The organism is Streptomyces sp. NPDC001663 (genome assembly GCF_042893105.1).
Classification (GTDB): Bacteria; Actinomycetota; Actinomycetes; order Streptomycetales; family Streptomycetaceae; genus Streptomyces.
This window is the reverse complement of sequence record NZ_JBIAUR010000026.1, coordinates 38243-51530: the sequence shown is the minus strand read 5'-3', so window position 1 is coordinate 51530 and position 13288 is coordinate 38243. Positions and strand designations below refer to the sequence as shown.

The 13288-nt window shown below is 70.9% G+C and carries 13 protein-coding genes; 11 read left to right on the top strand and 2 right to left on the bottom strand.

What is annotated here, in order from left to right; all coding sequences use genetic code 11:
• Positions 1-2: 2 nt before the first annotated feature.
• Entirely contained in the window at positions 3-1166 is a 1164-nt protein-coding gene (locus tag ACFY1L_RS50735) for a threonine aldolase family protein (protein ID WP_388841976.1), read from the bottom strand.
• Between the two features lie 173 nt (positions 1167-1339).
• Between ACFY1L_RS50735 and ACFY1L_RS50730 the strand changes: the two genes are divergently transcribed.
• From ACFY1L_RS50730 to ACFY1L_RS50685, 10 genes are all read left to right on the top strand, one after another.
• Positions 1340-2269, top strand: coding sequence for a Rossmann-like and DUF2520 domain-containing protein (locus ACFY1L_RS50730; protein WP_388841974.1), 930 nt, complete (start codon positions 1340-1342; stop codon positions 2267-2269).
• Positions 2266-3258, top strand: a complete 993-nt coding sequence (gene panC, locus ACFY1L_RS50725) for a pantoate--beta-alanine ligase (protein WP_388841972.1) — start codon at positions 2266-2268, stop codon at positions 3256-3258. The genes ACFY1L_RS50730 and panC overlap by 4 nt, the downstream gene beginning before the upstream one ends.
• Entirely contained in the window at positions 3255-4970 is a 1716-nt protein-coding gene (locus tag ACFY1L_RS50720; RefSeq protein ID WP_388841970.1) for an L-aspartate oxidase, read from the top strand. Before panC ends, ACFY1L_RS50720 begins: the two co-directional genes overlap by 4 nt.
• A 5-nt stretch (positions 4971-4975) precedes the next feature.
• Positions 4976-5953, top strand: coding sequence for a carboxylating nicotinate-nucleotide diphosphorylase (nadC, locus tag ACFY1L_RS50715; protein WP_388841968.1), 978 nt, complete (start codon positions 4976-4978; stop codon positions 5951-5953).
• A 9-nt stretch (positions 5954-5962) separates the two neighbouring features.
• Positions 5963-6760 (top strand): type III pantothenate kinase, encoded by a 798-nt coding sequence (locus ACFY1L_RS50710; RefSeq protein ID WP_361275217.1) that lies wholly within the window; start codon positions 5963-5965, stop codon positions 6758-6760.
• 123 nt (positions 6761-6883) lie between these two features.
• Positions 6884-7555: a hypothetical protein gene (locus ACFY1L_RS50705; RefSeq protein WP_388842171.1), complete on the top strand. Its 672-nt coding sequence runs from the start codon at positions 6884-6886 to the stop codon at positions 7553-7555.
• A 72-nt stretch (positions 7556-7627) separates the two neighbouring features.
• Positions 7628-7807, top strand: a complete 180-nt coding sequence (locus ACFY1L_RS50700; RefSeq protein ID WP_388841966.1) for a hypothetical protein — start codon at positions 7628-7630, stop codon at positions 7805-7807.
• 169 nt (positions 7808-7976) lie between these two features.
• Positions 7977-8408 carry a BlaI/MecI/CopY family transcriptional regulator gene (locus ACFY1L_RS50695; protein ID WP_388841964.1) on the top strand — a complete coding sequence of 144 codons (432 nt, stop codon included), beginning with the start codon at positions 7977-7979 and terminating at the stop codon, positions 8406-8408.
• A gap of 9 nt (positions 8409-8417) precedes the next feature.
• Positions 8418-8969, top strand: a complete 552-nt coding sequence (locus ACFY1L_RS50690; protein WP_361275225.1) for an amino-acid N-acetyltransferase — start codon at positions 8418-8420, stop codon at positions 8967-8969.
• A gap of 265 nt (positions 8970-9234) precedes the next feature.
• Positions 9235-9570, top strand: a complete 336-nt coding sequence (locus tag ACFY1L_RS50685) for an Lsr2 family protein (protein WP_030942666.1) — start codon at positions 9235-9237, stop codon at positions 9568-9570.
• 38 nt (positions 9571-9608) lie between these two features.
• Here ACFY1L_RS50685 and ACFY1L_RS50680 read toward each other — a convergent pair whose 3' ends face one another.
• Positions 9609-10196, bottom strand: a complete 588-nt coding sequence (locus ACFY1L_RS50680) for an SCO3374 family protein (RefSeq protein ID WP_388841962.1) — start codon at positions 10194-10196, stop codon at positions 9609-9611.
• Between the two features lie 430 nt (positions 10197-10626).
• Between ACFY1L_RS50680 and ACFY1L_RS50675 the strand changes: the two genes are divergently transcribed.
• Positions 10627-13152, top strand: a complete 2526-nt coding sequence (locus tag ACFY1L_RS50675; RefSeq protein WP_388841960.1) for an ATP-dependent Clp protease ATP-binding subunit — start codon at positions 10627-10629, stop codon at positions 13150-13152.
• Positions 13153-13288 lie beyond the last annotated feature (136 nt).

Here is a 13288-nt window from a genome sequence, read left to right as displayed (position 1 = left end):
CCCTACGGCAGCCGGGTCACGAAGTCCGCCACCGCCGCCTTCACGTCGTGGGCCGTCCACTCCAGGCCGGCGGCGCCGACCGTGACCTCGGTGAGGGCCAGGCCCGGCCCGCCGCGCTCCCAGTAGCCGGTGAACAGATACGTCCCCGTCTCCTCCGCCTGCCGCACCGCCGTCTCGACCAGTAGGTCGGGGTCGTACGGCAGCCAGACCTGGAACTGGTGGGTGTGCGGCTCCTCGGGGTGCACGCGCGCCCACGCCACGCCGGCCTCGTCGAACCCCTCCCGCAGTGCGGCCGCCACCACGCGCGCGTGGCGGACGTACTCCGGCAGCCTGGGCAGCTCCCGCTCCAGGCCGGCGAGCGCCGACAGCGCTGTGGGGAACTGCTGGAAGACCATCCCGCCGTACCGGTGGCGCCAGGTCTTCGCCTCCGCCACGAGCGTCTTCGGGCCGGCGAGCGCCGCGCCGGCGAAGCCCTCCAGGGACTTGTAGAACGACACGTAGACGCTGTCCGCCAGGTCCGCGATCTCGTCCAGGGGACGGCCGAAGTGGACGGTGGTCTCCCACAGGCGCGCGCCGTCGAAATGCACCACTGCGTCGCGCTCGCGCGCCGCCGCCACGACCTCGGTGAGCTCCTCCCAGGTGGGCAGGACGAATCCGGCGTCCCTGAGGGGCAGTTCGAGCATCAGCGCGCCATAGGGCTCGTCGAAGTCGCGGACCTCGTCGGCCGTGGGCAGCCGGGGCTCGCTGGTCAGGCGCACCGTGCGCAAGCCGCTGACCTGGGTGAAGGCATGCCGTTCGTGGACTTCCGGGTGGGCCAGGGGGTGCAGGGCGACCGTCGGGTTGCCGGTGCGGGCCGCCCAGCAGCGCAGGGCGACCTGCTGGGCCATCGTGCCCGTGGGGAAGAACGCGGCGGCCTCTTTGCCCAGCAGGGTCGCCACCCGTTCCTCCAGGGCCGCCACGACCCCGTTCCCGTAGATGTCCGCGGCCTCCTCCAGGTCGTACACCTCGGGTGCGGCCTCCGCCAGCGACGCGAGCCGCTGCCGGATCGTGAGGCCGAGACCTCCGCGCCACAGGACCCGCCGCGCCGCCCGCACGGCGGCTCGGCGCCGCTCCCGCAACTGCTCCTCCGCCGACCGCTCTTCAACCTGCTCCGCCGTATCGCTCATGCCCCGGATCATCTCCCGCGCCCCTTCCCGCGGGCACCAGCATTTCCGTGCCCGTACGACGTGCGATAACCCACAGCCTGTGGACAACCGAACGGCTCTCGAACCGATCGCGTTAACATGACGAGAAATCGTCCGGTACCCGGAGCGGACTGGAACGGGAAGGCCGCCGTCGAGTGAGTACAAGCCAACAGCCAGACCCCAGGGACCGCCCCGCGCGGCTCACCGTCGGCGTCGTCGGCGCCGGTCGTGTGGGTCCCGCGCTGGCCGCGTCCCTGCAGCTCGCCGGGCACCGTCCGGTGGCCGTCTCCGGGGTCTCCGACGCCTCCCGGAGGCGTGCCGCGCAGATGCTCCCGGACGTACCCCTCGTCACGCCCGCCGAGGTGCTCGAGCGCGCCGACCTGGTCCTGCTGACCGTCCCGGACGACGCACTGCCCGGCCTGGTGGAGGGCCTCGCCGAGACCGGGGCCGTACGGCCGGGCCAGCTGCTCGTGCACACCTCGGGGCGGTACGGCGCCAGGGTCCTGGACCCCGCCCTGCGCGCGGGCGCGCTGCCGCTGGCGCTGCACCCGGCGATGACCTTCACGGGCACGCAGGTGGACGTCCAGCGCCTCGCGGGCTGCTCCTTCGGGGTCACCGCGCCCGAGGAGCTGCGGCTGGCCGCCGAGGCCCTCGTCATCGAGATGGGCGGCGAGCCGGAGTGGATCGCCGAGGAGAGGCGCCCGCTGTACCACGCGGCGCTCGCGCTGGGCGCCAACCACCTGGTGACACTGGTCGCGCAGTCCATGGAGCTGCTGCGGGAGGCCGGTGTCGAGGCCCCCGACCGGATGCTCGGCCCGCTGCTCGGCGCGGCCCTCGACAACGCCCTGCGCTCCGGCGACGCGGCGCTGACGGGCCCCGTCGCGCGCGGGGACGCGGGCACGGTCGCCGCGCACGTCGCGGAGCTGCGCAGGCACGCCCCGCAGACCGTCGCCGGCTACCTGGCGATGGCCCGCGCCACCGCCGACCGGGCGCTCGCCCACGGGCTGCTGAAGCCGGAGCTCGCCGAGGACCTCCTCGGGGTACTCGCCAACGGGACCGACGGCGCCGAGGGAGACGCCCGATGACCACCGCCCTGCTGCGCACCGCCGACGAACTGCACGCACGCACGCGTACGGGCCGCCGCGCCGTGGTGATGACCATGGGCGCCCTGCACGAGGGCCACGCCACGCTGATCCGCACGGCGCGCGAGATCGCCGGACCCGGCGGCGAGGTCGTCGTCACCGTCTTCGTGAACCCCCTGCAGTTCGGCAAGGGTGAGGATCTCGACCGCTACCCGCGCACCCTGGACGCGGACATCAAGATCGCCGAACAGTCCGGCGCGGACGCCGTGTTCGCGCCTTCCACGGACGAGGTCTACCCGGGCGGCGAACCCCAGGTCCGCATCAGCGCGGGCCCCATGGGGGAGCGCCTGGAGGGCGCCTCGCGCCCCGGCCACTTCGACGGCATGCTCACCGTCGTCGCCAAGCTCCTGCATCTCACGCGCCCCGACATCGCCCTCTACGGCCAGAAGGACGCCCAGCAGCTCGCGCTGATCCGCCGCATGGTGCGGGACCTGAACTTCGGCGTGGAGATCGTCGGCGTGCCCACCGTGCGCGAGGAGGACGGCCTGGCGCTCTCCAGCCGCAACCGCTACCTCTCGCCCGAGGAGCGGCGCACGGCGCTCTCCCTCTCGCACGCACTGTTCGCGGGCCGCGACCGGCACGCCGCCCAGGAGGCGCTGCGCGCACGGGCACGCGAAGTGCCCGCCACGCACGCGCGTGCCGAAGCGCTCAGCGCCATAGGGGAGTCGCGCGCGGCGGCCGACGCGCACGCCGTCGCGAAGGCGCTCCCGGGCGCCCCGTCGGCCGTCCGCGCCGCCGCCCGGCTGGTCCTGGACGAGGCCGCGCGCCTGTCGCCGCCGCTGGAGCTGGACTACCTCGCGCTCGTCGACCCGTCCGACTTCACCGAGATCGAGGACGACTTCACCGGCGGGGCCGTCCTCGCCGTCGCCGCCCGGGTGGGGACGACCCGGCTGATCGACAACCTTCCTCTCACCTTCGGAGCCGCCTCGTGACCAGCACAGGCATACGACTGCACGCACCCGCCCCCGGGTGGTCCATCGCCGCGGACGTGGTGGTCGTCGGCTCCGGCGTCGCCGGCCTGACCGCGGCCCTGCGCTGCGAGGCCGCCGGTCTGAAGACGGTCGTCGTCACCAAGGCCCGCCTCGACGACGGCTCCACCCGCTGGGCGCAGGGCGGCATCGCCGCGGCCCTCGGCGAGGGTGACACCCCCGAGCAGCACCTGGACGACACCCTGGTGGCGGGCGCGGGCCTGTGCGACGAGGACGCCGTACGGATCCTCGTCACCGAGGGGCCCGACGCCGTACGCCGCCTCATCGCGACCGGCGCCCACTTCGACGAGTCCGAGGAAGGCGCCCTGGAGCTCACCCGCGAGGGCGGCCACCACCGCCGCCGCATCGCGCACGCGGGCGGCGACGCGACCGGCGCGGAGATCTCCCGGGCGCTGGTCGAGGCGGCACGCGCGCGTGGGGTGCGCACGATCGAGAACGCACTCGTGCTGGACCTGCTGACGGACGCCGACGGCCGTACGGCAGGTGTATCGCTGCACGTCATGGGCGAGGGCCAGCACGACGGCGTGGGCGCCGTGCACGCCCCCGCGGTGGTCCTCGCGACCGGCGGCATGGGCCAGGTCTTCTCGGCGACCACCAACCCGTCGGTGTCGACCGGCGACGGCGTGGCGCTCGCCCTGCGCGCGGGCGCCGAGGTCTCCGACCTCGAGTTCGTGCAGTTCCACCCGACCGTGCTGTTCCTCGGCCCGGACGCCGAGGGCCAGCAGCCGCTGGTCTCCGAGGCCGTACGCGGCGAGGGCGCCCACCTGGTCGACGCCGACGGCGTGCGCTTCATGGTCGGACAGCACGAGCTGGCCGAGCTCGCGCCCCGGGACATCGTCGCCAAGGGCATCATGCGCCGCATGCAGGAGCAGGACGCCGAGCACATGTTCCTCGACGCCCGGCACTTCGGCGCCGACATGTGGGAGCACCGCTTCCCGACGATCCTCGCCGCCTGCCGTGCCCACGGCATCGACCCGGTCACCGAGCCCATCCCGATAGCACCGGCCGCCCACTACGCCTCCGGAGGCGTGCGCACGGACTCCCAGGGCCGTACGACCGTCCCCGGCCTGTACGCGTGCGGCGAGGTCGCCTGCACGGGCGTGCACGGCGCCAACCGGCTTGCCTCCAACTCCCTTCTGGAGGGCCTGGTCTACGCCGAGCGCATCGTCGCCGACATCGCTTCGACCCATGCGGCGAACGGCCTCCACGCGCGCGTGCCCGAACCGGTCGAGCACCCCGAGACGCCGGCCCACCCGCTGCTCGCCCCCGAGGCCCGTTTCGCGATCCAGCGGATCATGACCGACGGTGCGGGCGTCCTGCGCTCGGCGGAATCCCTGGAGAAGGCCGCCGAACAGCTCCAGCAGCTGCACACCGACGCCCGCGACGTCCTCGCCGAGAACGGCAAGACCTCCGAGCCCGGCGTCGACACCTGGGAGGCCACCAACCTCCTGTGCGTGGCCCGCGTCCTGGTCGCCGCCGCCCGCCTGCGCGAGGAGACCCGCGGCTGCCACTGGCGCGAGGACCACGCCGAGCGCGACGACACGACCTGGCACCGCCACATCGTCGTACGGCTGAATCCCGACCGGACGCTCGCCGTACACACCACCGATACCGCAGACTTCCCCCCGACCCGGCAGCCCCTCCAGGAGCAGTGACAGAAGTGAGCACCCCCGACCTCCCCCTCGCGTCGAACGGCGGCTGCGGCGACGGCTGTGCCTGCGGCGCCGACGCCGACGCCGAATACCTGGAGTGCGGGCTCGACCCCGCGCTCGCACAACTCCTGGCCGACGCGGGACTCGACCCCGTGGAGGTCGAGGACATCGCCAACGTCGCCATCCAGGAGGACCTCGACCACGGCCTGGACGTGACCACCGTCGCGACCATCTCCGAAGACGCCGTCGCCACCGCCGACTTCACCGCCCGCGAGGCGGGCGTGGTGGCAGGCCTCAGGGTCGCCGAAGCGGTGATCTCCGTGGTCTGCGAGGACGAGTTCGAGGTCGAGCGGCACGTCGAGGACGGAGAGCGGGTGGAGGCCGGGCAGAAGCTCCTGTCGGTCACCACGCGCACGCGTGACCTGCTCACCGCCGAACGCAGCGCCCTCAACCTCCTGTGCCGCCTGTCCGGCATTGCGACCGCCACGCGCGCGTGGGCGGACGTTCTCGAGGGCACGAAGGCGCGCGTGCGTGACACGCGGAAGACGACCCCGGGCCTGCGCTCCCTGGAGAAGTACGCGGTCCGCTGCGGCGGCGGCGTCAACCACCGCATGTCGCTCTCGGACGCGGCGCTCGTCAAGGACAACCACGTCGTCGCCGCGGGCGGTGTCGCCCAGGCCTTCAAGGCCGTACGGGAGGCCTTCCCGGAGGTGCCGATCGAGGTCGAGGTCGACACCCTGCACCAGCTGCGCGAGGGCGTGGACGCCGGCGCCGACCTGATCCTGCTGGACAACTTCACGCCCGGCGAGTGCGAGGAGGCGGTGGCGCTCGTGCACGGCCGCGCCGCCCTGGAGGCCTCGGGCCGGCTCACCCTGGAGAACGCGAAGGCATACGCGGACACCGGCGTGGACTACCTCGCCGTGGGCGCCCTCACCCACTCCTCGCCGATCCTGGACATCGGTCTCGACCTGCGAGCGGCGGAGTAGGTACGGGCCATGCTGCTGACGATCGACGTAGGGAACACGCACACCGTCCTGGGCCTGTTCGACGGGGACGACATCGTCGAGCACTGGCGCATCTCCACCGACGCGCGCCGCACCGCGGACGAGCTGGCGGTGCTGTTGCAGGGCCTCATGGGCATGCACCCGCTCCTCGGTGACGAACTGGGCGACGGCATCGACGGCATCGCCATCTGCGCGACCGTCCCCTCCGTGCTGCACGAACTGCGCGAGGTGACCCGGCGCTACTACGGCGACGTGCCCGCCGTCCTCGTGGAGCCCGGCGTGAAGACCGGTGTGCCGATCCTGACCGACAACCCCAAGGAGGTCGGCGCCGACCGCATCATCAACGCGGTCGCCGCCGTCGAGCTGTACGGGGGACCGGCGATCGTCGTGGACTTCGGTACGGCGACGACGTTCGACGCGGTCTCCGCGCGCGGGGAGTACGTCGGCGGCGTCATCGCCCCCGGCATCGAGATCTCCGTCGAGGCACTCGGCGTCCGGGGCGCACAGCTGCGCAAGATCGAGGTGGCCCGGCCCCGGAGCGTGATCGGCAAGAACACGGTCGAGGCGATGCAGTCCGGGATCATCTACGGCTTCGCCGGGCAGGTCGACGGGGTCGTCGGCCGGATGGCGCGGGAGCTGGCGGAGGACCCGGACGACGTCACGGTGATCGCGACCGGCGGACTGGCACCGATGGTCCTGGGGGAGTCGTCGGTGATCGACGAGCACGAGCCGTGGCTGACGCTGGTCGGGCTGCGGCTGGTGTACGAGCGGAACGTGTCGCGGATGTGAGCCCGGGCCGCCCTGCGGCCCAACCGGGTGGCTCGGCGGCGCCACACCCGCCCCCTATGTCGAGTTTGTCTGATTAGCGCGTATCGTCGCCGCATGCCCACGCCATACGGATCCCGCGGCGGCATGGCGTTCGGCGCGGAGGAGCTGCGTGTGCTCCGCCGCGCTCTCGCCCTCGCCCTTCAGTCAAGCCCCGGCTCGGCCCAGGACGTCCAGGACTGCCTCCGTCTCGCCGAGTCCCTCGACGAGGCGATGTGCGAGGGTGCCCGGCTGCGGGCGTTCCTGGTGGCCGACCTCGCCCGCTACCGCGCCGCCCTGCCCGGCACCGCGGCCGGCTATCTCACGCTCCTCGATGAGGTGCTGGGCGCCGGGTGCCGCCCGGAACCCGACGACCTCGCCGCGCTGAGGGCCCTGAGCGGCAACCCGGCCGCGGCCGCCCTGCTGGCCCGCTGCCAGGTGCTCGCGGAGCAGGACGTACACGCCCGTCTCGCGCGCGGAACGGGCCGCCCGGCCGCCCCGACCGTCCCCGCCTGCCGCACCCGCCTCACGGCCCTCCCCGGCGGCCTCACGGGCGGCCTGAGCGGCACCGGCGCGGCCCCCGTCGAGGAGGCGGACCGGGATCCCGCCAGGAAGCCCGAGAAGAAGCCCGCGGAGAAGCCGGCGACGCCGAAGCCCGCTCCCGCCCCGGCCGCTCCGAAGCCGAGCCGCCCCATCCCGACCCCCGGCGAGGTCTTCCCGCGTCGCAAGCCGACCCCGCCGGCCGGCGCGAACCTGCCCCAGCAGCTCGCCGCGGGCTGAGACGGCCCGAACCGCGCGAACCTCCCCAACCCCGCCCCGTCCGCCCTTTCGCCCCATGGCTACCCTGGACACATGGACTACGTCTCCGCGCTCGTGCCCCCGGTCGTCATGGCCGTGTTCTTCATCGGCGTGATCAGGGTGATCGTGAAGACCCAGGGCGGGGCCAACAAGGCCAAGGAGGACGCGGTCGTCGACGCCGCCATCGCGCGCGCGGAAGGGGCCCGGCAGGGCTCCGCGAAGACCGACGGCTGACCCTCCCGCCGGGGCCGTTCCCCACGGGCGCCGCATCGGCGCACGACTCCCGCGCATGATCGCGTTTTTCGAGTCGTGCGCCCTTTTTGTTCCTGTTTGTCACTGAAGTGCCCGTCCGGCAGGCCAATGAGGAGTTCTCCCACTATTGTGCTGAGCTGTGCCTCGCCCATTGGGAGAACTCGAAGACGCGGTCATGACGCGGGTGTGGAAGTGGAACCGCCCGGTGACCGTTCGGGAAGTCCTGGAAGACCTTCAGCAGGAACGGTCCATCGCGTACACCACGGTGATGACCGTTTTGGACAATCTCCATCAGAAGGGCTGGGTACGCCGCGAGGCCGAAGGCCGGGCCTATCGATATGAGGCGGTCTCCACCAGGGCCGCGTACGCGGCGGCTCTGATGAACGACGCCTGGTCGCAGAGTGACAACCCCGCAGCTGCTCTCGTCGCGTTCTTCGGGATGATGAGCGACGAACAGCGACATGCCCTGCGAGACGCCGTACGCATGGTCCAAGGCCCGGAAACATCCGAAGCGGCCCCGGATACCGGTGGCGATACCGCGGGTGAGAACCCCGGGTCGGCACAGGAGGGCGGCGGGCGATAGCGTCCGCTCATGTCAGCAGAGAGTCCTGAAGGCCCCGAAGGCCCCGAAGTCAGCGCTAAAGCCATCACCGTCCGGCGGGCCCGTACCAGCGATGTCCCGGCTGTGCGCCGACTCCTTGACACGTACGTCCGTGGCCGCATCCTGCTCGACAAAGCGACGGTGACGCTTTACGAGGACATCCAGGAGTTCTGGGTCGCCGAACGGGACGACAACGCCGAGGTTGTCGGCTGCGGCGCCCTGCACGTGATGTGGGAAGACCTGGCGGAAGTCCGCACTCTCGCAGTGAAGCCCGGCCTGAAGGGAGCCGGCGTCGGGCATCAGTTGCTGGAGAAGTTGCTGCACACCGCGCGCTGGCTCGGTGTTCGCCGAGTTTTCTGTCTGACCTTCGAAGTGGACTTCTTCGGCAAGCACGGCTTCGTCGAGATCGGTGAGACACCCGTGGACACCGATGTCTACGCGGAGCTACTGCGTTCCTATGACGAGGGTGTGGCAGAGTTCCTCGGTCTCGAACGGGTGAAACCGAACACCTTGGGCAACAGCCGGATGCTTCTGCATCTGTGATCGCCGATCATCGCGGCGTATTCCGCCGCCCCCTGCCCCGGTTCCCTATGTCCGAAACGCGCATGTTTCCGGACTGGGACGGACTGTCGGCCCCACTCTGTGCCCCGCTGTCTGTCTCGCTGCCGGTCTCTCCGAAGGGTTTGTGTTTTTCCCGGAAAAGCGGTTTGCTTTCCGACGTACTGCAGTACTGCATATATCAGGGGACGGCGAAACGGCGGACGCCGCAGGCCCCCGGTCCCTCAAGTTATGGATGAAAGGAAATCCGGTGGCACAGAAGGTTCAGGTCCTTCTTGTCGATGACATCGACGGCGGCGAGGCGGACGAGACCGTCACGTTCGCGTTGGACGGCAAGACGTACGAGATCGATCTCACGACCGCCAATGCGGACAAGCTCCGCGGCCTTCTCGAGCCTTACGTGAAGGGCGGTCGTCGCACCGGAGGCCGTGCTTCGGGTGGGCGTGGAAAGGCGCGTGCCGCTTCCGGTGGCAGCCAGGACACCGCGCAGATCCGCGCGTGGGCCAAGGAGAACGGTTACGAGGTCAACGACCGCGGCCGCGTTCCGGCGTCCATTCGCGAGGCCTACGAGAAGGCCAACGCCTGATCATCGGTCCACGAGAAGGCCTATGCCTGATCACTGGCTTATGGGAAGGCAGGCGGCCGGCCGCACGCGCGCCGCAGCCGCAACCGATGGCACTGCGTTGCCATCGTGTCCACGAGTCGTACGAGATCGGGGGCGCCCCCACCGCCCCCCAGGGCCGACAGCGTCGGCAGCGAGGCCTCGACCTCGCACCCCGGCTCGGGGGGCCGCAGCCATACGGCGGCCCCCTGCACGGCGCCCGGCTCCGTCCCGGGGAGCAGCGGCGCGTCCATGACGCAGCCCTCGCCGAGCGTCGTCAGATCGAGCGCCAGCGCGCCCCACTCCAGCCAGTCCAGCAGCCCCGGCAGATCCTCCGCGCCGCCCGCGGCCACCAGCAGCCGCATCCGGTCGCCCTGCACGGCCACCGGGGAGTCCGGCGCGAGGTGGCGCAGTCCCGCCCGGCCCGCCTCGGCCGGGACGTCCAGGACGTCGAAGCGCTCGCCCACCCGAAGCCGTACCGGAGAACCGGGGACTTCCGCGTGCGCGGGCACTGTCGCCCAGCCCAGTTCGTTCTCGTACCACCGGCGGACCTGATCGCTCGCATCGAGCGGCCGTCGGGGGACCGGGACCGAGGTGAGGGTGCCAACCATGCCAAGTGCAACCGCCCGGAGGGCTTGCGAGTTACGCTGGGTGTTCTCGCGTATGCGCAGAGTGCTGGAAGAGGGGGCGTGCGGGGGTGCGGAGCGGCGCAAGGTTGTTCGCCCATAGCGGAGGGAACGGGTGCGCGCGGCATGGACTGTCAGTGCCGGCGGGTAAGACATCCCTAGTGGGAGGGGGCGACACGCAGGGCAGGGCGTCTCACGTTCGCCATCGGCGTACTGATGGTGAGGGTAACCACCTGGCCTGCGGGAACATCGTCTCGCACCATCGGGTTGGAGCAGATGTCGGCGTTCGGGGTCAGGAGGCCATCGACGGTGTCGGCAGTTGGAATGAGCGGTCCCCGCTTGCGGGACTAAGCTGCGGAAGGACAGGGAGGGGAAGTTCCCCCCACTGCCTGACCGCTCTGAGGAGCGATTAACGATGTTCGAGAGGTTCACCGACCGCGCGCGGCGGGTTGTCGTCCTGGCTCAGGAAGAAGCCCGGATGCTCAACCACAACTACATCGGCACCGAGCACATCCTCCTGGGCCTGATCCACGAGGGTGAGGGTGTCGCCGCCAAGGCCCTTGAGAGCCTCGGGATTTCGCTCGAGGCGGTCCGCCAGCAGGTGGAGGAGATCATCGGGCAGGGGCAGCAGGCCCCGTCCGGGCACATCCCCTTCACCCCCCGTGCCAAGAAGGTCCTGGAGCTGTCGCTCCGCGAGGCCCTTCAGCTGGGCCACAACTACATCGGCACGGAGCACATCCTGCTCGGCCTGATCCGTGAGGGCGAGGGCGTCGCCGCCCAGGTCCTGGTCAAGCTGGGCGCAGATCTCAACCGGGTGCGGCAGCAGGTCATCCAGCTGCTCTCCGGTTACCAGGGCAAGGAGACCGCCGCCGCCGGCGGGCCTGCCGAGGGCACCCCCTCGACGTCCCTGGTCCTCGACCAGTTCGGCCGGAACCTCACCCAGGCCGCTCGTGAGTCCAAGCTCGACCCGGTCATCGGGCGCGAGAAGGAGATCGAGCGGGTCATGCAGGTGCTGTCCCGCCGTACCAAGAACAACCCGGTCCTGATCGGTGAGCCCGGCGTCGGCAAGACCGCCGTCGTCGAGGGTCTCGCCCAGGCCATCGTCAAGGGCGAGGTGCCCGAGACCCTCAAGGACAAGCACCTCTACACCCTGGACCTCGGTGCGCTGGTCGCCGGCTCCCGCTACCGCGGTGACTTCGAGGAGCGCCTGAAGAAGGTGCTCAAGGAGATCCGCACCCGCGGCGACATCATCCTGTTCATCGACGAGCTGCACACGCTGGTCGGTGCGGGTGCCGCCGAGGGCGCCATCGACGCCGCTTCGATCCTGAAGCCGATGCTGGCCCGCGGTGAGCTGCAGACCATCGGTGCGACCACGCTGGACGAGTACCGCAAGCACCTGGAGAAGGACGCGGCCCTCGAGCGCCGCTTCCAGCCCATCCAGGTCGCCGAGCCGTCCCTGCCGCACACGATCGAGATCCTCAAGGGTCTGCGCGACCGGTACGAGGCCCACCACCGCGTCTCCATCACGGACGAGGCACTGGTCCAGGCCGCCACCCTGGCCGACCGGTACATCTCGGACCGCTTCCTGCCGGACAAGGCGATCGACCTGATCGACGAGGCCGGTTCCCGGATGCGCATCCGCCGGATGACCGCGCCGCCGGACCTGCGCGAGTTCGACGAGAAGATCGCCGGCGTCCGCCGCGACAAGGAGTCCGCGATCGACTCGCAGGACTTCGAGAAGGCCGCCTCCCTGCGCGACAAGGAGAAGCAGCTCCTGGCCGCCAAGGCCAAGCGCGAGAAGGAGTGGAAGGCCGGCGACATGGACGTCGTCGCCGAGGTCGACGGCGAGCTGATCGCCGAGGTCCTCGCGACCGCCACCGGCATCCCGGTCTTCAAGCTGACCGAGGAAGAGTCCTCGCGTCTGCTGCGCATGGAGGACGAGCTCCACAAGCGGGTCATCGGCCAGGTCGACGCCGTCAAGGCGCTGTCGAAGGCGATCCGTCGTACGCGGGCCGGTCTGAAGGACCCGAAGCGTCCCGGTGGTTCGTTCATCTTCGCCGGTCCGTCCGGTGTCGGTAAGACCGAGCTGTCCAAGGCGCTCGCCGAGTTCCTCTTCGGTGACGAGGACGCGCTGATCTCCCTCGACATGTCGGAGTTCAGCGAGAAGCACACGGTCTCGCGTCTGTTCGGTTCGCCCCCCGGATACGTGGGCTACGAAGAGGGCGGCCAGCTGACCGAGAAGGTCCGCCGCAAGCCGTTCTCGGTGGTCCTCTTCGACGAGGTCGAAAAGGCTCACCCGGACATCTTCAACAGCCTTCTGCAGATCCTGGAGGACGGTCGGCTGACCGACTCCCAGGGCCGGGTCGTGGACTTCAAGAACACGGTCATCATCATGACGACCAACCTCGGCACCCGGGACATCTCCAAGGGCTTCAACCTCGGCTTCGCCGCCGCGGGTGACACCAAGTCCAACTACGAGCGCATGAAGAACAAGGTCTCGGACGAGCTCAAGCAGCACTTCCGCCCCGAGTTCCTCAACCGCGTGGACGACGTGGTCGTCTTCCCGCAGCTGACCCAGGCCGACATCCTCGCGATCGTCGACCTGATGGTCGGCAAGGTGGACGAGCGCCTCAAGGACCGGGACATGGGCATCGAGCTCTCCCAGTCCGCCAAGGAGCTGCTGTCCAAGAAGGGTTACGACCCGGTGCTGGGTGCGCGTCCGCTGCGTCGCACCATCCAGCGCGAGATCGAGGACACGCTGTCGGAGAAGATCCTCTTCGGCGAGCTGCGCCCCGGTCACATCGTGGTCGTGGACACCGAGGGCGAGGGCGAGACCCAGACCTTCACCTTCCGCGGTGAGGAGAAGTCGGCACTGCCCGACGTCCCGCCGATCGAGCAGGCGGCCGGCGGTGCCGGTCCGAACCTGAGCAAGGAGGCGTAAGCCTCGAGCCCGAAGGGGCCGGTGCCCGTGCGGCGCCGGCCCCTTCGGCGTGTCAGCGGTAGGAGACGGAGGTGCCGCCGGCCGGCTCCACGAACGTGACCTTCAGACCGGGGCGGCCCGCGATCAGACGGCCGGC

What these genes read in the sequence shown, in the direction of transcription:
- ACFY1L_RS50735 (WP_388841976.1), bottom strand. Translation starts at nt 1,166, where the DNA reads ATGAGCGATACGGCGGAGCAGGTTGAAGAGCGGTCGGCGGAGGAGCAG.
- ACFY1L_RS50710 (WP_361275217.1), top strand. Translation starts at nt 5,963, where the DNA reads ATGCTGCTGACGATCGACGTAGGGAACACGCACACCGTCCTGGGCCTG.
- ACFY1L_RS50690 (WP_361275225.1), top strand. Translation starts at nt 8,418, where the DNA reads ATGTCAGCAGAGAGTCCTGAAGGCCCCGAAGGCCCCGAAGTCAGCGCT.
- ACFY1L_RS50700 (WP_388841966.1), top strand. Translation starts at nt 7,628, where the DNA reads ATGGACTACGTCTCCGCGCTCGTGCCCCCGGTCGTCATGGCCGTGTTC.
- panC (WP_388841972.1), top strand. Translation starts at nt 2,266, where the DNA reads ATGACCACCGCCCTGCTGCGCACCGCCGACGAACTGCACGCACGCACG.
- ACFY1L_RS50705 (WP_388842171.1), top strand. Translation starts at nt 6,884, where the DNA reads ATGGCGTTCGGCGCGGAGGAGCTGCGTGTGCTCCGCCGCGCTCTCGCC.
- ACFY1L_RS50680 (WP_388841962.1), bottom strand. Translation starts at nt 10,196, where the DNA reads ATGGTTGGCACCCTCACCTCGGTCCCGGTCCCCCGACGGCCGCTCGAT.
- ACFY1L_RS50675 (WP_388841960.1), top strand. Translation starts at nt 10,627, where the DNA reads ATGTTCGAGAGGTTCACCGACCGCGCGCGGCGGGTTGTCGTCCTGGCT.